Origin of the sequence: Alkalihalobacterium sp. APHAB7 (assembly GCF_048323755.1) — a bacterium.
Lineage (GTDB): Bacteria > Bacillota > Bacilli > Bacillales > Bacillaceae_F > Alkalihalobacterium.
This window is the reverse complement of sequence record NZ_JBLWFS010000014.1, coordinates 1-17834: the sequence shown is the minus strand read 5'-3', so window position 1 is coordinate 17834 and position 17834 is coordinate 1. Positions and strand designations below refer to the sequence as shown.

Sequence of the window (17834 nt, the reverse complement as noted above, 5' to 3'; positions counted from 1 at the left end):
AATAAAATTTAGCGAAAGAAAAAGGTATTCGCTGAAATAAGGAGAAATAAATAAAGTGAACCTTTCATAAGTATTACTTGTCAGAATACTTTGTCGATAAAACTTCAAGGAACCCAACTATATTACATAGCATTGCAAACAAGATCGGAGCAAAGTACAAGAACAAGTTCAAATACGCAAGCAAGATACTGAAAATTCAAAAAATGTTATGTTTCTTACAGAAAGGAGAACGATTATGGTCAACCAAACGGAAGTGCAAACATTAAAAAATTTTATTGGAGGGAAGTGGATCGAGTCCAATACGGAGAAGGTCGAAGCTGTTTACAATCCAGCGACAGCCGAAGTCATTGCAAACGTTCCCATCTCTACATATGAAGATTTAGATCAAGCGGCTAAAACAGCGAAAGAAACATTTAAAGAATGGAGAAATGTTCCTGTCCCAAAAAGAGCTCGTATTTTATTCCGCTATCAACAACTACTCATTGAGCATTGGGAAGAACTTGCACAGTTGATTACGAAAGAAAATGGAAAAAGCTATGACGATGCTTACGGTGAAGTACAGCGTGGCATTGAATGTGTTGAGTTTGCCGCAGGCGCTCCAACTTTAATGATGGGTGAACAACTTCCTGATATCGCAAGTGGAATTGAGTCAGGAATGTACCGTTATCCGATTGGTGTAGTGGGTGGAATTACTCCCTTTAACTTCCCAATGATGGTTCCTTGTTGGATGTATCCTTTAGCAATTGCGTGCGGTAATACGTTCGTACTTAAGCCGTCAGAACGGACACCACTCCTAGCCAATCGCTTAGCCGAGTTATTTCAAGAAGCAGGGCTTCCAGACGGTGTCTTAAACGTCGTTCATGGGGCGCATGATGTTGTAAACGGCATATTAAGCCATAAAGATATTAAAGCCGTTTCATTTGTTGGTTCACAACCAGTTGCTGAGTATGTTTATAAAAATGCAGCAGCAAACGGTAAACGAGTTCAAGCCTTAGCCGGTGCGAAGAATCATTCGATCGTCATGCCGGATGCCGATTTAGATAGCGCTGTAACAAACATCATTGGTGCGGCTTTTGGATCAGCCGGTGAGCGTTGTATGGCTTGTGCAGTTGTAGTCGCTGTCGGAGATGTTGCCGATGAGTTAATGGAACGCCTAAAACGAGCTGCAGATAACATCATAATCGGAAATGGAATAAACAAAGACGTAACACTCGGTCCAGTCATTCGTGATTCTCATAAAGAACGAACCATCCAATACATCGAAATTGGTGAAAAAGAAGGGGCAGCACTCGTTCGTGACGGACGTCAAGATGAAGTTTCTGAAAAAGGTTACTTTGTTGGACCGACGATTTTCGATAACGTAAAGCCTGGAATGAAAATTTGGCAGGATGAAATTTTTGCGCCGGTGTTATCCGTCGTGCGAGTAAACGACCTCGATGAGGCGATTGAAATCACAAACGAATCTGAATTTGCAAACGGTGCGTGCCTTTATACAGATAGCGCTAAAGCTGTGAGAAAGTTCCGCGAAGATATTGATGCGGGAATGCTTGGCGTCAACTTAGGTGTCCCAGCACCAATGGCTTTTTTCCCATTTTCAGGCTATAAAAATTCTTTCTATGGTGACCTTCACGCGAACGGAAAAGACGGGGTTGAATTTTATACACGTAAGAAGATGCTAACCGCACGATATTAAAAAACGAGCACATATCAAAAACATACACAGTAACAGTTAAAGCACAACGATACAACAAGTAGAAAGAGGGACTAAATATTGTTCTTTTACCGGTGCCTCTTTCTACAGCTAAAATTAACGAGGTGAACATTACATGAGTGAAGCTAGTGTTTTATTTGAAGTCAAAAATCAAGTCGGACTGATTCGCTTAAATCGTCCGAAAGTCCTTAATTCTCTAAATGCAGAAATGGTTGATTTACTCAATCAACAATTACAAAAGTGGAAAGATAATACGGACATTTCTGTCGTTTGTATTAGCGGTGAAGGCACAAAAGGATTATGTGCTGGCGGCGATATGCGTTCTCTATATGATCTAAGAGACTCCACCGTCTTAGATTTAGCACGTAACTTTTTCTCAACAGAATACCAGATGGATTTACTAATTCACCAGTATCCAAAGCCCGTCGTTGTGAATATGGACGGAATTGTTATGGGTGGTGGTGTTGGACTTTCAGTCGGTGCAACCTACCGAATTGTAACCGAAAAAACAAAGTGGGCAATGCCTGAAATGAATATTGGTTTCTTTCCTGATGTCGGCGGGAGTTATTTTTTAAATCAAATGCCTGGAGCTGTTGGACGTTATTTAGCCCTTACATCAGGGATCATTAAAGCCGCAGATGTCATGTATGCTGGAGCAGCTGATTACTATATGGCAAGCGAAGATTGGGATAGATTAACAATAGACATTACAAGCACCGATTGGAAATCGAAAGAAGTAGAAGATGAAATGAATCGTTTGCTCAAACGATATTCCCAGGCAATTGACATCAAATCTTCTAACCTAGCAACAGTTCAAGAAAAGATCAATCAACACTTCTCCCATCAAACGATGGAAGATATCATAGCTTCACTACAAAGTGATGCAAACCATGATGAATGGGCAAACGAAACCTTAAATACATTATTAACAAAGTCACCAACGTCTTTAAAAGTAACCCTCCGTCAATTACAAGAGGGCGAAAAGAAGTCATTGGTGGAATGCTTCAAGATGGAATTCATTTTAGGTATGAATTTTATGAGCCTTCCTGATTTTTATGAGGGCGTCCGTGCCGTCCTCGTTGATAAAGATCGGTCTCCAAAGTGGGACCCATCTCGTTTTGAAGACATCTCAGAAGAAGATGTTCTAGCTTTCTTCACGTGGGATAAAGATGACAATCTTTTAACAAAATTTGATACGTTCGCATAAGCACAGGTTTATAATAATAGATTAACAATTAATCGTCGTAGAAATAGAAGTCGAATAAGACTCAGATGGATTGAAAAACAGGGTAGATCAACTGTACAAGGGGGATGCTGTTTTGATGAATGCTTTTTCAAGTGTTTACATGCCAAGAGCTATTTTCTATGGGAGGGAATCTTTAAAAACGGTAGGAAAAGAGACCAAGATAAGAGGGTCTCAAGCTTTGATCATCAGTGATCAAATGATGGCTAATCTCGGTTATGTGAACGAGTGTATACAATATTTGCAAGATGAAGGAATTTCGTATTCTACATATCTTGAAGTCAATACAGAACCCACTAACACGTATGTAGAAGAAGCACTAGAGCTTTCCAAACGAGAAAATTGTGATGTTGTTATCGCTCTAGGTGGCGGAAGTTGTATTGATACAGCAAAAGCCGTTGCCGTTCTTGCAACAAATGGAGGCGACATTGGCGAGTATATCGGAAACAACAAAATAGCAACTGAGAAACCATTACCTTTAATTGCCATTCCGACAACCGCTGGAACCGGCTCAGAAGCTACAGATGTTACCGTCATTACAAATACAAAAACTGATGTGAAAATGATGATTAAGCAGATGGCTTTTTTACCAGAAGTAGCCATAGTAGATCCTTTACTTACGGTTTCTTCACCCAAACATGTAACAGCAGCGACCGGCGTAGATGCTTTAAGTCATGCGGTCGAAGCATTTATTTCGCAACGAGCACATCCTTTCACCGATCATTTAGCTTTATCGGCGATTAAGTTAATTTTCGAAAACATTCGCCAAGCGTATGCAATTGGGGAAGATGTTGTCGCCCGAGAAAATATGGCCCTTGCCGCATTACAAGCTGGAGTTGCTTTTTCCAATGCCTCGGTTTGCCTAGTTCACGGAATGTCACGTCCCATGGGGGCACTTTTCCATGTCCCGCACGGTGTTTCAAACGCGATGTTATTGCCAGCTGTCCTTGAATTTAGTAAAGGCGAGTGCATCGATCGGTTGGCAGAAATGGCGGTTGTCATAAACCCAGACCTGAAAGATATGAATAAAGAAGATTTAGCCGACCGTTTTGTCAAAGAAGTGAAAAAGCTTTGTCATGATTTAAACATACCCAATATGAAAGAGTGGGGCATTGAGCAGCCAGCCTTAGAAAAAGTCATTCATAAAATGGCCCAAGATGCTGTCGCGAGCGGCAGCCCAGCCAACAACCCAAAGGTCCCTGAAGAACACGAGATCATTGAGCTTTATTATGCTTGCTACGACTATAATATGAAGGAAGAACAAAACATTTAAGAACGATTAATGTAAGCCAAAAATCGAAGATGAAGGAGTACGATAGAATGAATTCGTACTCCTTTTTTGCCGTAAAAAAACATTCAATTTATTTACGAATGGAACGGCAGAGTGATCAATTCCTGAAAAACTATGTATCAGCCCACTCGGATAATAAATATTGGCATAAGGTATTATTGTAACACACATAAGGAGGTGTTATAGAGTGTATAACAGTTTTGCGTTAATCGTAGTGTTGTTCATTCTGTTAGTGATCGTTGGTTCAGCATATGTTAAGTACTAAAATTAAATAGGTTCATATAAAAAGACGGTGTCCCGAAAGTCTAGCTTTTGAGACACCGTCTTCAATTTATTACGAAGCAGATTATTACTGATTTTTTCTATGAAACGAACAAACTATAGTAATGAAGCTTTTTTCTAGATTTCCATGAATTTGGGGTTTGCTGGTGACCTTCAATCTCGGTTCACTCATTCTTCGAGGTCTAACAGCACGATTGACGATCCTAATTGAATGTAGACTATAAAGTGGACACGCAATGGAGAGACTTGTAAAAACAAGAATCTAAAATGGAGCGTGTCAAAATGGCTAGAAAATATGATCATGAATTCAAGGAGTACATTGCCAAGTTAGTTGTAGATGAAGGGAACAAAGCAACAGATGTTGCTAGAGAAATGGATATATCCCCCAAAACGATATCACGCTGGGTTAGAGATTACCGTAATAAAATAAAGTTAAATCAAGAGGAGATCAGCTATATCACCCCAAGCGAATATAGAAAACGAGAGAAAGAGTTATTAGATCAAATCAATGATTTAAAGGAGGAAAATGAAATCATAAAAAAGGCGGCGCACATCTTCATGCAAAGCCAGAAGTAATTTTTCAATTTATCTTTAGGCATCGAAAGGAATTTCGAATAGTGAAGATGTGCGCCGTTTTAAAAGTATCTAAAAGTGGTTATTATAAGTGGCTTAATAAGAAAGAGTGTGATTTACAGAAAAAGAAGAAGAAGTTGATGGCTAAGGTTCGAAGGCTTTTCTTTCAATATAGGGAAGTGTACGGAAGCCCAAGGATAACAAAAGAGCTGCATAAGGAAGGGATTACGATTTCAGAAAAAACCGTTGGTAGGTATATGCGTGAAATGGGCCTTCGGGCCATTCCAGAACAGCGATTTGTAGTAACGACAGACTCTAATCATAATAACCCTATATATCCAAATCTATTAAAGCGTAAGTTTAATGCAGAACAAGCAGATCGTGTCTGGGTAACAGATATCACTTATATCTGGACCCTAGAAGGATGGTTATATTTAGCTACTGTTATGGATTTATTTTCACGAAAAATTGTTGGATGGGCTACAGATATAAAGATGACAAAAGAATTGCCATTAAAAGCATTGAATCGAGCAATTACCTCAAGAAAACCTTCAGAAAAGCTAATACACCATTCTGACCGCGGGAGTCAATATACTTCAAACGATTATATTGCACGTTTAAAGGAATGGAATATTCAAATAAGCATGAGTGGTAAAGGTAACTGTTATGATAACGCGTGCATGGAGTCTTTTTTTGCTTCCTTAAAAAAAGAGTTAGTGTATCGTCATAAGTTTGCTAGTCGTGAGGAAGCTACTAAGGAGATCTGGGAATACATCATGAGCTTTTACAATGAAAGAAGAAGTCATTCAAGTATTGGCTATGTTTCACCAAATGAATACGAAAGAAATTGTGATGACAGACCTAAACAAGTAGAAGTAAAAACAGGAGAAACAGCAGCATAAAGACATATGATCACACAAAGCAACTTTACGTGGAGTGGCGGGTATGTTAGCCTTTTGGGCTAGCCACTGAATAATTAAACCAAGTGGCTTCGTGGCTAGGAAGACATACCCGCAGAGGCTCCATGTCAAGTTGCGAGGCAACGAGCAATTCCCTTCTTTGGGTCTTTAACTAAGTTATCGGAATATTACATAATCGTAATACTCTCAAGAAAAATACAATTAGGCTGTAAAACTAAAGAATTTGATTAAATATATATCTCTTAAATTTGTCCACTTTCTTGACAGAAGTCCATAATTCCCGCTTCACTCGCTTTTCGAGAGTCAAACACTTGCACCATTTCCCGCTACTCACTGCCTCAACAACTACCTAAAAATCTACAAAACACTACATCCGAAAAAATACCAATTCAACCGCCACAATTACCATAATGATAAAAAAGGAGAGTCCAGTTTTATACAAATCCGACTTCGTAATTTGACGTGCTTCGCCAAAACATAGGTTACCGTTAAATCCTCTAGACACCATCGCTTGAAAGACCTTTTCGGATCGATCGAGCGATTTCAGCAATAACGCACCTGTCAGCTGTCCATAAATCTTTAAATTTTTTATGCTGACACCACCATTAAAAAAGCGAGTTTTCAATGCAAGTTGCATTTTTTGGATGTCATCCAGAAACATAAACACATACCGATACGACAATAACAGGACTGAAATCATGATCGGAGGCACTTTTAAATGTGCTAGGCTATTCATGAATTGATCGACGGATTGGGTTTCAAGAATTATCGTTAAAATCGTCATTGATGTAACTGCCTTTAAAATGATGAGGAGGGCAAAAGCCACACGGTCAGGGTCAAGCGGAAAACCGCCACCAAAGACGAGCGGGATCGTCATCAAGAAAATAAATGGTGCGATTAATAAATACCGTTTGAGTAAAGTAAGAAGCGAAATACCCATCACGAATGAAACAACAATGGAGACCGAGTAAGCAATAAGTGCAAACGAAACCGTATGAAGACTAATTACTCCAAAAATATAAATAATCGCAGCCATCAACTTTGCTCGTGATTCCCACCCTAACGCCCATTGTGAAATGCCCTCAAATTCTGCTAGTGTTTCTTCCTGTCCAAATGGCATCACTATCACCTATTTCGTCTGAATTTCATCCGACTTGTATCTATAAAAATGTGCACCCATCAAGCTACGTTTCTTCAAAGAAAGTCGGCCGAAGCGCATATAAATATTTAACGGAAAATCCGGTTAACACACCTTCTAAAAGAGCAAGCGGAAAGTACGCAAAGACCACAATGTTGATAACCGAAAAAGTTCCTTCCGTGTACCGTTGATCCGATAATATAAGCAGAAGAATTAATAAAAACACTCCGCCTAAAACCGCGCCAAAGCCTGCAGAAAATCCTTTAAGGAAATGAGGCATTCCTTTAAATACCTGACTCATAAAATATACGAAATAAGCCGGAAGCGACATTAATAATGTGTTAGCACCTAGCGTACTTAATCCTCCATGCTGGAACAACGCGGCTTGAAGAAGTAACCCAATAAAAATACCGATGGGAGCTCTTCGCCCTAAAGCTAAACCGAGAAAACCGCTTAAAAGTGGATGAATGGAAGTGGGTCCTACAGGAATATTTATCAAAGAAGACACAAAAAAAGCTCCTGTAAGTAGACTAATTTTCGGGATTTCCTCTTCTTTAATACCCTTAAGAGAATAGGCTAATATTCCAATGGCTCCCGCTGTGGTTGCTACTGCTACTGAAAAACTAAGTACGCCGTCTGCGACATGCACAATCATCCATCCCTTCATTGGACCCTTTTCTTGCTTATTTATATTGTTTTTATATGGGAAGTATTCAGGTCTTTTTGTACTTCAAGTGAGCTCAAAAGCTTGTCCTATCAAAGTAATGTTCAATACATAACAACCAGAAGTAGGAATTATATAAGCCACATCTTCAGACAACGCAACCTCTAAAAACCTCTTTTAAAAAATTAGACCTTTTCCAATGATTTAAAAGAGGCTTAGGTGGTTACCTCATAATGCCGAACATCTTCATAAGCGGGCTTACTTGATTGACAACACCCATTACTTGTTGGACCCCATTGCCTATTTTTGCTAAGTCGTATTGCCCCTTATCATTTTTAAATAAATTTTGTAATCCTTGAGGATGTTGGCCAGGCCCAAGAAATTGGTGAGCTTGAAACGGATTCATTTGAGCTTGGTTCGGTTGACCTTGAAACGGCATCATTGTATTTGGATTGGGTTGACCTAGTGATGATTGCATCGGTCCTGGATTCGGCTGCCCTAGCGATGGCTGCATTCCTCCTGGATTGGGTTGGCCTAGACCAAATAGTTGTTGTAAAGGACCAGGAGTAGAATGACCGAACCCTCCTGCTAAAGGTGGCTGCATTTGTTGAAAGGGTGAACTATTGAAAAATCCGGACTGAAAAGGATTTTGTTGTTGATAGGCTTGATTGGAAAAATCAAACGGATTAAAGCCCATGGGGTTAGGACTGAATGGATTAAAACCAGACGGATGGTTTCCAAAACTTTGCCCAAATTGCCTTTTGCCAAATGGAAACATAAGATCCTCCTTATTCTTTATCTTACAAATGAAGTCAATTTCGTCCATTAACATAAACTATTCGACCCAGTAGAACAACGACACGGCATATACCTAGTTCACTAGGGTAAGACGCTTACAGTAGGGTCACAGCAATTGTTAACCCCCCGAAAAAGAATGCTTGGTCATTGAAAGGGATTACATGCACGGCGATTACCTAGTAGGCATACATATAAGTGAATAATGAACAGGGGGTGCTTATGAATAAATCGGGTATAACGACGAATTGGGATCGTTCCGTTCATGATTTGTTAGGTGAAGACTTTTCACAAGAATTTCCAGCATTAGTTAAGAACCATGCGGAAGTACTGGCAAATATTTACGAATCAGGGAAGGAACTGATCTGTACATTTTCCTTACCAGGACTTAAAGAAGAAGAGGTTGATATTTACGTAGAACATAACCTTTTAGAATTGCGAGGGACCTTATCTGTCGATGATCGAGACTTTCGATTAGTTCAAGAGGGAATTCTACAAGGTCCAATCAAACGCACCATTGAATTACCATACCCTGTTTTCGAGGAAAATGTTCAATTTAACTACGAAAGAGGATTACTGTCGGTGTACTTAAAACGGAAACCTCGGTCTACGTCAAGAAAGAAAAAGTCTAGGGATCATTTGTAACTACTAAAAAAAATCAGCTTGTTAAGCTTATACCCTTTTCGTTAGTTGGTATGGAAAAATATTTACAGAATATAATGTCAAAGTATGGATGAATAGGTAGAGCATAGACGAACCAGCAACTCAGAAATTCAAAAAACGGTGGTGATGTGAGTGGGTTTCTTTGATAACCACGGATTAAGCTACAGACAGAAAAAAGCCCTGGAAAGCGAGCGAACGACAGACTTACTCGGGATCGAGCAGGCGGAAAAAGAAGCCAAGATACCGGAAGAAGAAAATATGAAAAAATTAAGAAGGTCTGTAGAGTACGGCTTAGAAGCAGCTCCTTCCATTGGCGACAGGACGATATCCACCTTTACTAGAGAACCTCGTCCTGCCTACGCAGGGATCCCTACTTTTTTAAGGTCCCCATTTTTAGAAGATGTACGTAGAGTTGGAGAATATGATGTAGCCTTTATCGGTGTTCCTTTTGATATTGGAACGACCTATCGTGCAGGCGCTCGCTTCGGTCCTGAAGCGATGAGACGGATATCAAAGCTTTACACGAGTTATAGTTATGAAAAAGGCGTGGATTTAGCAGAATCCTTAAATATGTGTGATGTTGGGGATGTATTTACCATTGCGAATATCGAAAAAAGCTTTGACCAAATTTACAAAGCCGTTTCTCATGTTTTTGCTCAAGGCACATTACCTGTCATGTTAGGTGGGGACCATGCGATTGGCTACCCATGTGTTCGAGCGATTGCAGACGTTCTCGGTGAAAAAGTCGGAATCATTCATATGGACCGCCACTTAGATTTACAAGAGACGGATATGGATGAACGGATGCATACAACCCCTTGGTTCCATGCGACAAATATACCAAATGCACCGCCTGAAAACTTAGTTCAAGTTGGGATTGGCGGTTGGCAAGTCCCAAGGGAGGCCGTTCAAAACGTTCGGAAGTTGAATACTACAGCGATCTCTATTTTCGACATTGAAAGATTAGGAGTAGAGAAAGTCGCCGAAATTGCACTTGAAAAAGCATGGCAAGGCGGAGCAAAGGCCGTTTACTTAAGTGTAGATATTGATAGTTTTGATGCGGGGTTTGTACCAGGAACAGGGTGGCCGGAACCAGGTGGATTTTTACCACGAGAAGGGTTGAAGTTCTTAGATATTGTTGCTAGAGAAGGAATTTGTGGAATGGAGCTTGTTGAAGTTTCACCACCATACGATGTGAGTGATCAAACCGCACTATTGGGAACACGTTGTATCGCCGATGTATTAGCCTCAATGGTAGATGCAGGGAAACTGGGCAAAAAGTTTACATGATCAGAAGGGCCGGTGAAACAGCCGGCCTTTTATTATAGGATGTGAAACAACCTGTACATCTTTGGTTTACTGTTATGTTAACGGTCAGGGTGAATACAAATAATGTAGAAGGGAGGGCAGATGAATGCATGCGATTGATATACAAGACTTAGCCTTTGAATACCCAGACTCAACCAAGGCGATAGATGAACTTTCTCTACAAATCCCAATAGGCTCAAAGGTTGCCATACTAGGACCGAATGGAGCAGGAAAATCAACATTATTACACCATTTGAACGGCTTAAAACTACCACAAAAAGGTACAGTCTCAGTTATGGGGATACCATTAACTAAGAAGAGTGTAAAAACGATAAGACAAAAGGTTGGGCTTGTCTTTCAAGACCCGGATGACCAAGTATTTTCAGGAACAGTTTGGGAGGATGTCCAATTTGGACCTAGGAACCTAGGTTTAACCGAACAAGAAGTAAAAGAAGTTTGCGAGGTGGCTTTAGGTTCTGTCGGAATGCTCGAGTTTAAATCCAAGGCACCCTATCACTTAAGCTATGGGCAAAAAAAACGCGTTGCAATTGCTGGAATTTTAGCCATGAAACCTGATGTCGTTATTTTGGATGAACCGATGGCTTATCTCGATCCTAAAGGTCAAGATGAGGTCGCTGGTCTTTTACAAGGTTTAAATTTTATGGGAAAAACGATTATCTTATCGACTCATGATGTTGATTTCGCAGCCGCATGGGCAGACATTATTATTTTGATGAAAGACGGAAAAGTATTGATGACAGGTGGACCTGAATTATTGGTAGATGAGGAATCGATTAGAAAAGCAAATTTACATTTGCCGAGAATTGCACGGTTATTTAGGATGATACCTAATTTTGAATGGGATCGGTTACCGATCAATGAACAGGAAGCTGTTCGTTTGCTTTATAGTGTAATGCAATCCACAGAAAATGCCAATTATTAAATCGACTCCCCACCTTCTGATGACAAAACGGACAATTATATTTGTGCTTGAGGTTGATCAATCACATCAGGGTCGTTCGCAATATTTGCATTGTTAAACTGCAATGGACTAAAGTTCGCATCGCCAGGTTGTAAATAACCGCTATTAAACTTAGAGTTTGCCTGGTGTCCTTTATGGACAACGTTACCGAAGTTGATGGATGCGTTATTTGCTGATTGATTGATTCTAATCCCAAGTATGTTATTCATATGTGTCAAGAACATAATCTCCCCCTAACTTCCTTGATACCCATATCGTATGTTGTAAAAAGAAGAATGACACTCGTTCATAAGCAATTGGCCTAAAAATTAGGATGGCAACACACCCAATGGTTGAATAGAGATATAGTGTTGTATTAAATATTGGGAGGTAATTAAATCGTGAGAACACATCATTGCCAGGCAGGAGAAACGTTGTATCTTTTAGCGGATCATTATAAGGTAGACCTTGATATGTTGCTAGATTTAAACAAACATATTCAAGATCCTACTAATATTATGGCAGGAACACAAGTCTTTATCCCAGATCAAGTGATGGGCGGAATGATGCCTGACATTAATGGGGGCAAAGGAAATGTTTGTGCACATGTACCAGAAGACCCCGTACAATACGTGCAATTACAATACACTCAATGGCCGTCACAAGATTATGCAGTAGGCTATGGAAGCCATACAACTCTTACGCCAGGCTATTATGGTTGGGAAACGATTCACCAACGCCAAGAACCGGAACCGATCATAAACGATCAGCGCCAAGCAACTCCTTCTCAAGAACATCATCCTCAAGTCAACTACCAGCAGTATTCGAATTATGCTTACCCTAATCAAACTCAAGTAAATACAGGCTTCTATTCGTACCCAAATTGGAACGGTCAATACATGTATAATCAGCAAAGGTATTATTAATCGTAAACTTTTACACCAATTGAAAATAGGCGTGGAGCATCCTTACAGCCTCCATGCCTTTTCTCTTGCCCTCATTATAATTGTTACTACATTAGGAATTACCCAAAGTATTATGTATTTTACCTGCTTTACGTACAGGCACCGCCCAAATGAAAATACATACTAATACTTATAAGGAAGAACAGGAGGGATTAGATTGAATAATCACTTACCGAATGGATGGCAAAAGATGATACCTAAGTTTCTTGGTGATGATTTTTTCTCCAACTTTGACCAGATCAACTTTCAAAATGTCGGTACAAAAGTGAACATCTATGAAAATGGAAATGAACTTTTATGTGTCTTTGCCTTACCCGGCTTAAAGTTAGAGGATGTTGATATTTACACGTATGAACGTACATTAGAAGTGAGAGGAACCATTCATTCGAATTTTAACGGATATCGCTTAATTCAAGAAGAGTTTCCGCAAGGTCCGTTTAAGCGAACGATCGAATTACCATTTCCGGTGCGCGAAGATAAAATGGACGCTGCTTTCCAACGTGGTTTATTAGTCATTCACTTACATCGATTAATCCGTCCAAATCAATTGAGACAAAAAGTACAGATAAAGAATTTAGATGATGAATAAATCAGCTTGTCTGAAAGCTGGCACCTTTTAACGTTAAGTAATTATAAATGGATAGCAAAGAAGTACATTCTTGCGTAAAGGCTCGCCAATCGGCGGGTTTTCTTTATTGTATAACACCTATTTGAATCTAAGTCATACCACGAAACGTGCGAGGAGGGTTTTAATGATAAATTATAACTCCTGCTCATAAATATGAAAGAGTAATGATGATTTGTGGAGGGAAGATATGAGAAAATTTAAATTATTAATTATTAGTGGACTGATTACGAGTAGCTTAATTGCCTGTAACAACAATGATGTAGGGACAGAGACGACTGAAGACGTAGTAGCTAATGGAGGGGAAGCACTCCAAGAAATTCCTCTAGAAGATGAAGAGATTATGGATAACGAAGACGCAGAAATTGATGAACTAAATGAAGTCGAGGAAGAAGAAAACGATGGGATCGGTCACCATCATGAATTACCGTATGAATGGCGAGGAAGTTATAATTTAGCAGATGGTACATATACTTTACAGCTAAATAAAAATGAGTATGGGGATGAAACCATGCTGATTGCATTCATTATGGAGAATAGCAATATTCATGATTTAGATCATCATGCAGCCCACTTGATGGAGGCAGCAGCAGAAGAGGTGAACGAGGAGGAAACGTTTGAAGCAAAACATGAGTACGTGTATCTATTGCCATTAAACGAAGACGAAACCACATTTACGTTTACGATATCAAAAAGCGGCCAATATGCTCTTTACTTAGAACACGATGCTGAAGAATTTGACCTGGAAATAATTAATGATAATGGCAATATAGTTGCTGTAGAAAATGTAAGGCAGTTCGAGGGGCATGATCACAGCCATGACCATGATCATAGCCACGATCACGACGACCACGACCATGAGCATGAAGAAGATGAACATGATCACGACCATTAATCTACTTACTACGAGGCTGCTTCTAATGACAGCCTCTTTTCACATTATATCTTACAGAGAAAGAAGGGGTACGTTGATTAGACCTATTTGGACCTGTACGCTAATGACTTTTTTATTTCTGTTTATCGGTTTTCATACTGTATCTGCTCATAAAATGATCATCATTCCCGAAGATGACGGGACACTGAAAGTTCTCTATGAAGATGGGAGCTTCTCGACTCGTACAGTAGTTACGGTTTACGATAAAAAAGGAAATGAGATTGATAGTGGTCCTCTAGATGAACATGGTGCATTCTACTTTGACCGTGACGAGGCACACTTTTTTGTAGCAACAGATGGTCTCGGTCACCGCACCGAATGGACCATTGGGGAAGACGTTGTTGTTCGATCCGACCCACACCGGTGGCTGATTGGCGGATCTGTATTCACGGTGTTTAGTGCAATTTCCTATTTCTTTTACAGACGGACGAGGAAACGAAACAAGAATGAACCGATAGCATAAATCGGTAACAAAGTGTACGAGATGACATAGACTATCGCATAAGTTTACATGGTTGTCAATCCTTATTAGGCTCATTACTGGATGACTCTCAGTTTGTAGAAGATATGATGGATATGGAATAAAAAACAGTAAAAAAGTAAAAAAAGTACAGCAAATGTATTGCCATTGAGGCAATACATTTTTCATTTTTCGAGGCTTAGTTTATTTGTGTTAGGTGAAAGTATTTAGAAACCTTGTTCATGTGTCTAAACCATTTTTGGACCTTTTGCATAGGGTATTAGTAGAAACAAAGAAGGGTGGTGTTAAGAATGGGTTACGGACATGGAGTAGGCGGCTTCACTTTAATCGTCGTGCTTTTCATCTTGCTAGTTATCGTCGGAGCATCTTGGTGCTAAAAATGAAATAGAGAACACACTATAAGTTAAGAACACACGAAAACGCTAAGTCATCTTACGATGCTCTTAGCGTTTATAGATTATAACCAGCTCAAACAAATAAAATACTTACGAGTAGCATAAGTATGTAAATCTAATTATGCTTTTAAATTAAAAATTATTGCGGGGTCTGGTTTGAAGGTTTAGGTTGAATTTCAAAATTATCCAATTTCTCTAACTCTTCCATTTCCATCTCATTTTCCTCGACATCATTGACATTGATGCCCTCAAAATCCTTCAATAATTTCTTTAAATTTTCTGGGTCTGTTAGTGCTGTTATTCCAATATTCAATGTCCCCGATAAATCTTCAACAGCTAATTCTTGAATTTTATAATTGATATTTTCGATGTTAATCGGTTGAAGGTCTCCTAACTTTTCCTTTAACTCTTCGTTTTCTTCCTCAACTTTTTCTACTTTTTCTTTTAGCTCTTCGAACAGTTGATAAAAGTTAGGCAGCTCGGGCTTCACTTGTACTTTAGGCTGCTCTTCGTAATGATCGTTATTTTCTCCTTCATGACTATGAATATCACCGCTCATTTGATACCTTTCGTTCATACCTGACCACTCATTCATACCAGTTGATTGAACCATTGGATACGCCATATTATTCATCTGAGGTAGATTGTAGTTTGGGAAGTAGGTTTGCTGCTGTGCCCACATTTGCTTAGGGCAATAATAGGAAGCGTATGGAGTATAGTTCCGAGAGCAGTAATAAGGCCGTTGATAATAATAGTAAATAAATATCACCCCTTTAAAAAAGAACTCTTACCTAAGAGTATGTTTAAGGGGTGATAAATTTGCCTAACAAATTTCGGTTTTGTTTTCGTATCTTTTGTTTTCATAGGACCAAATCTAGCCTGGAGGTAAGTTGATCGGGGGGAGATCAACAATTTCAATTGGATTATTTTCCTCTTCTTCCTCTTCCTCGTTATTGGGTTCAACTTCTTCATAATACGGCTTTGGTAATTTGAAGGTACTGGCCCGGTTATCTGAAAAAATTTGTTTTCCAATATTGAGTGAACCAATCGTACTCAAGGAATTAATGCGAATGTTCCTTATATTTATTTGCATCATTTTTCAATCCTTTCATGAAAAGATTAGATTTGTGCCTGTGGTTGGTCTTTTACATCAGGATCGTTTGCTATGTTGGCATTATTAAATTGAAGAGGACTGAAGTTCGCATCACCCGCCTGATAGTAGCCGACAAACATTTTGATGTTTGCTTGGTGGCCTTTATGGACTGTATTTCCGAAGTTGATCGAGGCATTGCTAGAGGCCTTATTAATTCGAATTCCCACGATATTATTTACATGTGGCACACTGACGCCCTCCTGAATTTTGTCTTTACTCTAATCCTATGCCCAAAATTAGGTGAATGTCACAGTGTACAAGTGTAAAGGAGAAGAATCGTAGCAGACTAAACGATTTACTACTCACCTCTTAGCGCTTTGTAATACCCTTCATAATTAAGAGGTTCATTTTTTTCTAGTACTAGCTCGATATATTCCCTTAAGCGCTTGTTTTGTTGAAACATTTGTTCATTAGCTGCCGTTAAATATTCGATTTTTTTCTGAAATGAACTCGATGGATCAATTTCACATGTGTCGGTCGGTAGCGTTTGAGTTTGTTTTAATTGTTGAATCGCTACATGGGTTTTATCTAACTGTTCTATGAGAAATTCTTTATCCTTTATATATAATTTTTCAAGTTGCTCAAGACGCTTTTCTAATTTCAGCAAACGTGGATCAGACATGAAAAAACCTCCATTTGAACATATGTCTTCTACTTAATGATGTATGAGAGAGGTAAGCCTATTATTCATTAAACCTAGTACGTGTAAATTGGATTGATCCTCGTTCAAAAATAGAATACACCACTAAATAAAAAGCCTAAAGATCACCAAACAGAACGACCTAAATCTCTTTTTCCTATGTTTAGTAGGACAACAATCTATTTTGCTATGGTATAGGGAAGTCTACCTACACATGGTTGTCCGGGCATACATAACTTATACAAGAAGACGAGTAGGAGGAGGCGATCATAAGATGAGGAGGTATGGTCCTTTTACGAAAATTGGTAGCTTTAAAATTAATGAAGTATCCAAAGGAGCCTCAATTAACTTCGGTCCAACCATTCATAAAGGACATCAAGCGAATTCAAAGTTCCAAGCAGGCGAATATATTATTGGTGATGAAATCGTGTTCGATTTCTGTAAAGGGAACGGTGAGGAAAACGAAGAAGAAAACGAAAATAACGAAGAAAAGGAAGAATGCCCGAAATTTGAAATGAACAAATATATGATTAATAAATATGAGAAAGATATAGATCAGGACGAAGATGAAGACGCACACGATAAAGAAGAGAATAATGCCAAAGAGGACAAAATAAAGAAAAATAAAATAAAAAAAACACCGAACAAGAAATGTAAAGTAAAATGGAGAGAGTTTGAACCAGATATTGATCATCACTTGGATAAATTAAAAATAATATGTAAGAAGAAAAAGAAAAGATGATGTAAGAATTGCTCTTTAATATGGTACCTGTATTTAGCATACTTGAAGAAGATTGTTATATGTACAGGTACCATTTCATATTGTACTAGCTGTAGCGTTACATACCTATTTTTTATTGAAATGAATGATTCAACGTCGAATTCATCTAGCTCGTCATAATCTAACTATCGGTTGGCGGTTTTTTATAGTTTATTCGGTTAATCCTTATACTTTATAGTCTATATCGTCTAGGCCCCCTTATTTCGGACACGTCCTCGCGTTTTCTTTTATATCCATAGGTTTTCATTTCAGTGTAAGCAGGTAGAGGGAATTGTCCCCTCTTATTATCCTCAAAAAATACCTCTTGCCAC

21 protein-coding genes and 1 pseudogene are annotated in these 17834 nt (G+C 39.0%); 14 read left to right on the top strand and 8 right to left on the bottom strand.

Going from position 1 to position 17834, the window contains the following annotated elements:
• Positions 1–235 precede the first annotated feature (235 nt).
• The 5 genes and pseudogenes from ACNSTQ_RS14215 (at position 236) to ACNSTQ_RS14195 (ending at position 6002) form a co-directional block, all read left to right on the top strand.
• A complete protein-coding gene (locus ACNSTQ_RS14215; protein ID WP_418200475.1) occupies positions 236–1693 on the top strand; it encodes a CoA-acylating methylmalonate-semialdehyde dehydrogenase in 1458 nt (485 codons plus the stop codon).
• A gap of 133 nt (positions 1694–1826) precedes the next feature.
• Positions 1827–2918, top strand: coding sequence for an enoyl-CoA hydratase/isomerase family protein (locus tag ACNSTQ_RS14210; RefSeq protein ID WP_418200474.1), 1092 nt, complete (start codon positions 1827–1829; stop codon positions 2916–2918).
• A gap of 115 nt (positions 2919–3033) precedes the next feature.
• A complete protein-coding gene (locus ACNSTQ_RS14205) occupies positions 3034–4227 on the top strand; it encodes an iron-containing alcohol dehydrogenase (RefSeq protein ID WP_418200555.1) in 1194 nt (397 codons plus the stop codon).
• A gap of 205 nt (positions 4228–4432) precedes the next feature.
• Positions 4433–4510: a YjcZ family sporulation protein gene (locus tag ACNSTQ_RS14200; RefSeq protein WP_275118339.1), complete on the top strand. Its 78-nt coding sequence runs from the start codon at positions 4433–4435 to the stop codon at positions 4508–4510.
• A 299-nt stretch (positions 4511–4809) separates the two neighbouring features.
• Positions 4810–6002, top strand: a pseudogene (locus ACNSTQ_RS14195) (IS3 family transposase).
• A gap of 385 nt (positions 6003–6387) precedes the next feature.
• Here ACNSTQ_RS14195 and cbiQ read toward each other — a convergent pair.
• From cbiQ to ACNSTQ_RS14180, 3 genes are all read right to left on the bottom strand, one after another.
• Positions 6388–7140, bottom strand: a complete 753-nt coding sequence (cbiQ, locus tag ACNSTQ_RS14190) for a cobalt ECF transporter T component CbiQ (protein WP_418200473.1) — start codon at positions 7138–7140, stop codon at positions 6388–6390.
• A gap of 64 nt (positions 7141–7204) precedes the next feature.
• The gene (locus ACNSTQ_RS14185; protein WP_418200472.1) at positions 7205–7813 is read right to left on the bottom strand and encodes a CbiM family transporter; all 609 of its coding nucleotides are present in this window, start codon (positions 7811–7813) and stop codon (positions 7205–7207) included.
• 232 nt (positions 7814–8045) lie between these two features.
• Positions 8046–8600 (bottom strand): hypothetical protein, encoded by a 555-nt coding sequence (locus ACNSTQ_RS14180; protein WP_418200471.1) that lies wholly within the window; start codon positions 8598–8600, stop codon positions 8046–8048.
• A gap of 239 nt (positions 8601–8839) precedes the next feature.
• Here ACNSTQ_RS14180 and ACNSTQ_RS14175 point away from each other — a divergent pair, with 239 nt between their 5' ends.
• The 3 genes from ACNSTQ_RS14175 to ACNSTQ_RS14165 all read left to right on the top strand — a co-directional run bounded on the left by ACNSTQ_RS14175 (position 8840) and on the right by ACNSTQ_RS14165 (position 11531).
• Positions 8840–9262, top strand: coding sequence for an Hsp20/alpha crystallin family protein (locus tag ACNSTQ_RS14175; protein WP_418200470.1), 423 nt, complete (start codon positions 8840–8842; stop codon positions 9260–9262).
• A gap of 150 nt (positions 9263–9412) precedes the next feature.
• Positions 9413–10570, top strand: a complete 1158-nt coding sequence (locus tag ACNSTQ_RS14170) for an agmatinase family protein (protein WP_418200469.1) — start codon at positions 9413–9415, stop codon at positions 10568–10570.
• A gap of 124 nt (positions 10571–10694) precedes the next feature.
• The gene (locus ACNSTQ_RS14165) at positions 10695–11531 is read left to right on the top strand and encodes an ATP-binding cassette domain-containing protein (RefSeq protein ID WP_418200468.1); all 837 of its coding nucleotides are present in this window, start codon (positions 10695–10697) and stop codon (positions 11529–11531) included.
• A gap of 35 nt (positions 11532–11566) precedes the next feature.
• Here the strand turns inward: ACNSTQ_RS14165 and ACNSTQ_RS14160 are convergent, their stop codons facing one another.
• Complete coding sequence (locus ACNSTQ_RS14160; RefSeq protein WP_418200467.1) at positions 11567–11794, bottom strand: spore germination protein; 228 nt, start codon at positions 11792–11794, stop codon at positions 11567–11569.
• A gap of 156 nt (positions 11795–11950) precedes the next feature.
• On the opposite strand from ACNSTQ_RS14160, the gene ACNSTQ_RS14155 reads away from it, so the two are divergent.
• The 5 genes from ACNSTQ_RS14155 to ACNSTQ_RS14135 all read left to right on the top strand — a co-directional run bounded on the left by ACNSTQ_RS14155 (position 11951) and on the right by ACNSTQ_RS14135 (position 14931).
• The gene (locus ACNSTQ_RS14155) at positions 11951–12475 is read left to right on the top strand and encodes a LysM peptidoglycan-binding domain-containing protein (RefSeq protein ID WP_418200466.1); all 525 of its coding nucleotides are present in this window, start codon (positions 11951–11953) and stop codon (positions 12473–12475) included.
• A 196-nt stretch (positions 12476–12671) separates the two neighbouring features.
• On the top strand, positions 12672–13103 hold the full coding sequence (locus ACNSTQ_RS14150; RefSeq protein ID WP_418200465.1) for an Hsp20/alpha crystallin family protein: 432 nt from the start codon (positions 12672–12674) through the stop codon (positions 13101–13103).
• Between the two features lie 226 nt (positions 13104–13329).
• Complete coding sequence (locus tag ACNSTQ_RS14145) at positions 13330–14034, top strand: hypothetical protein (RefSeq protein WP_418200464.1); 705 nt, start codon at positions 13330–13332, stop codon at positions 14032–14034.
• Positions 14035–14107: 73 nt separating this feature from the next.
• Positions 14108–14536, top strand: a complete 429-nt coding sequence (locus ACNSTQ_RS14140; RefSeq protein ID WP_418200463.1) for a hypothetical protein — start codon at positions 14108–14110, stop codon at positions 14534–14536.
• A 308-nt stretch (positions 14537–14844) separates the two neighbouring features.
• Positions 14845–14931 (top strand): YjcZ family sporulation protein, encoded by an 87-nt coding sequence (locus ACNSTQ_RS14135; RefSeq protein ID WP_418200554.1) that lies wholly within the window; start codon positions 14845–14847, stop codon positions 14929–14931.
• 157 nt (positions 14932–15088) lie between these two features.
• On the opposite strand, the gene gerPC is transcribed toward ACNSTQ_RS14135, so the two are convergent.
• From gerPC to ACNSTQ_RS14115, 4 genes are all read right to left on the bottom strand, one after another.
• Positions 15089–15574 (bottom strand): spore germination protein GerPC, encoded by a 486-nt coding sequence (gene gerPC / locus ACNSTQ_RS14130; protein WP_418200462.1) that lies wholly within the window; start codon positions 15572–15574, stop codon positions 15089–15091.
• A gap of 249 nt (positions 15575–15823) precedes the next feature.
• The gene (locus ACNSTQ_RS14125; protein ID WP_418200461.1) at positions 15824–16045 is read right to left on the bottom strand and encodes a hypothetical protein; all 222 of its coding nucleotides are present in this window, start codon (positions 16043–16045) and stop codon (positions 15824–15826) included.
• Between the two features lie 23 nt (positions 16046–16068).
• The gene (locus ACNSTQ_RS14120) at positions 16069–16290 is read right to left on the bottom strand and encodes a spore germination protein (RefSeq protein WP_418200460.1); all 222 of its coding nucleotides are present in this window, start codon (positions 16288–16290) and stop codon (positions 16069–16071) included.
• 110 nt (positions 16291–16400) lie between these two features.
• Positions 16401–16724 carry a hypothetical protein gene (locus ACNSTQ_RS14115; RefSeq protein ID WP_418200459.1) on the bottom strand — a complete coding sequence of 108 codons (324 nt, stop codon included), beginning with the start codon at positions 16722–16724 and terminating at the stop codon, positions 16401–16403.
• 292 nt (positions 16725–17016) lie between these two features.
• On the opposite strand from ACNSTQ_RS14115, the gene ACNSTQ_RS14110 reads away from it, so the two are divergent.
• Entirely contained in the window at positions 17017–17484 is a 468-nt protein-coding gene (locus ACNSTQ_RS14110) for a hypothetical protein (protein ID WP_418200458.1), read from the top strand.
• Positions 17485–17834 lie beyond the last annotated feature (350 nt).

Coding starts and splice junctions, on each gene's coding strand:
- ACNSTQ_RS14210 (WP_418200474.1), top strand. CDS start 1,827: ATGAGTGAAGCTAGTGTTTTATTTGAAGTCAAAAATCAAGTCGGACTG.
- ACNSTQ_RS14215 (WP_418200475.1), top strand. CDS start 236: ATGGTCAACCAAACGGAAGTGCAAACATTAAAAAATTTTATTGGAGGG.
- ACNSTQ_RS14125 (WP_418200461.1), bottom strand. CDS start 16,045: ATGATGCAAATAAATATAAGGAACATTCGCATTAATTCCTTGAGTACG.
- ACNSTQ_RS14145 (WP_418200464.1), top strand. CDS start 13,330: ATGAGAAAATTTAAATTATTAATTATTAGTGGACTGATTACGAGTAGC.
- ACNSTQ_RS14110 (WP_418200458.1), top strand. CDS start 17,017: ATGAGGAGGTATGGTCCTTTTACGAAAATTGGTAGCTTTAAAATTAAT.
- ACNSTQ_RS14180 (WP_418200471.1), bottom strand. CDS start 8,600: ATGTTTCCATTTGGCAAAAGGCAATTTGGGCAAAGTTTTGGAAACCAT.
- gerPC (WP_418200462.1), bottom strand. CDS start 15,574: ATGGCGTATCCAATGGTTCAATCAACTGGTATGAATGAGTGGTCAGGT.
- ACNSTQ_RS14115 (WP_418200459.1), bottom strand. CDS start 16,724: ATGTCTGATCCACGTTTGCTGAAATTAGAAAAGCGTCTTGAGCAACTT.
- ACNSTQ_RS14175 (WP_418200470.1), top strand. CDS start 8,840: ATGAATAAATCGGGTATAACGACGAATTGGGATCGTTCCGTTCATGAT.
- ACNSTQ_RS14185 (WP_418200472.1), bottom strand. CDS start 7,813: ATGATTGTGCATGTCGCAGACGGCGTACTTAGTTTTTCAGTAGCAGTA.
- ACNSTQ_RS14165 (WP_418200468.1), top strand. CDS start 10,695: ATGCATGCGATTGATATACAAGACTTAGCCTTTGAATACCCAGACTCA.
- ACNSTQ_RS14135 (WP_418200554.1), top strand. CDS start 14,845: ATGGGTTACGGACATGGAGTAGGCGGCTTCACTTTAATCGTCGTGCTT.
- cbiQ (WP_418200473.1), bottom strand. CDS start 7,140: ATGCCATTTGGACAGGAAGAAACACTAGCAGAATTTGAGGGCATTTCA.
- ACNSTQ_RS14205 (WP_418200555.1), top strand. CDS start 3,034: ATGAATGCTTTTTCAAGTGTTTACATGCCAAGAGCTATTTTCTATGGG.
- ACNSTQ_RS14160 (WP_418200467.1), bottom strand. CDS start 11,794: ATGTTCTTGACACATATGAATAACATACTTGGGATTAGAATCAATCAA.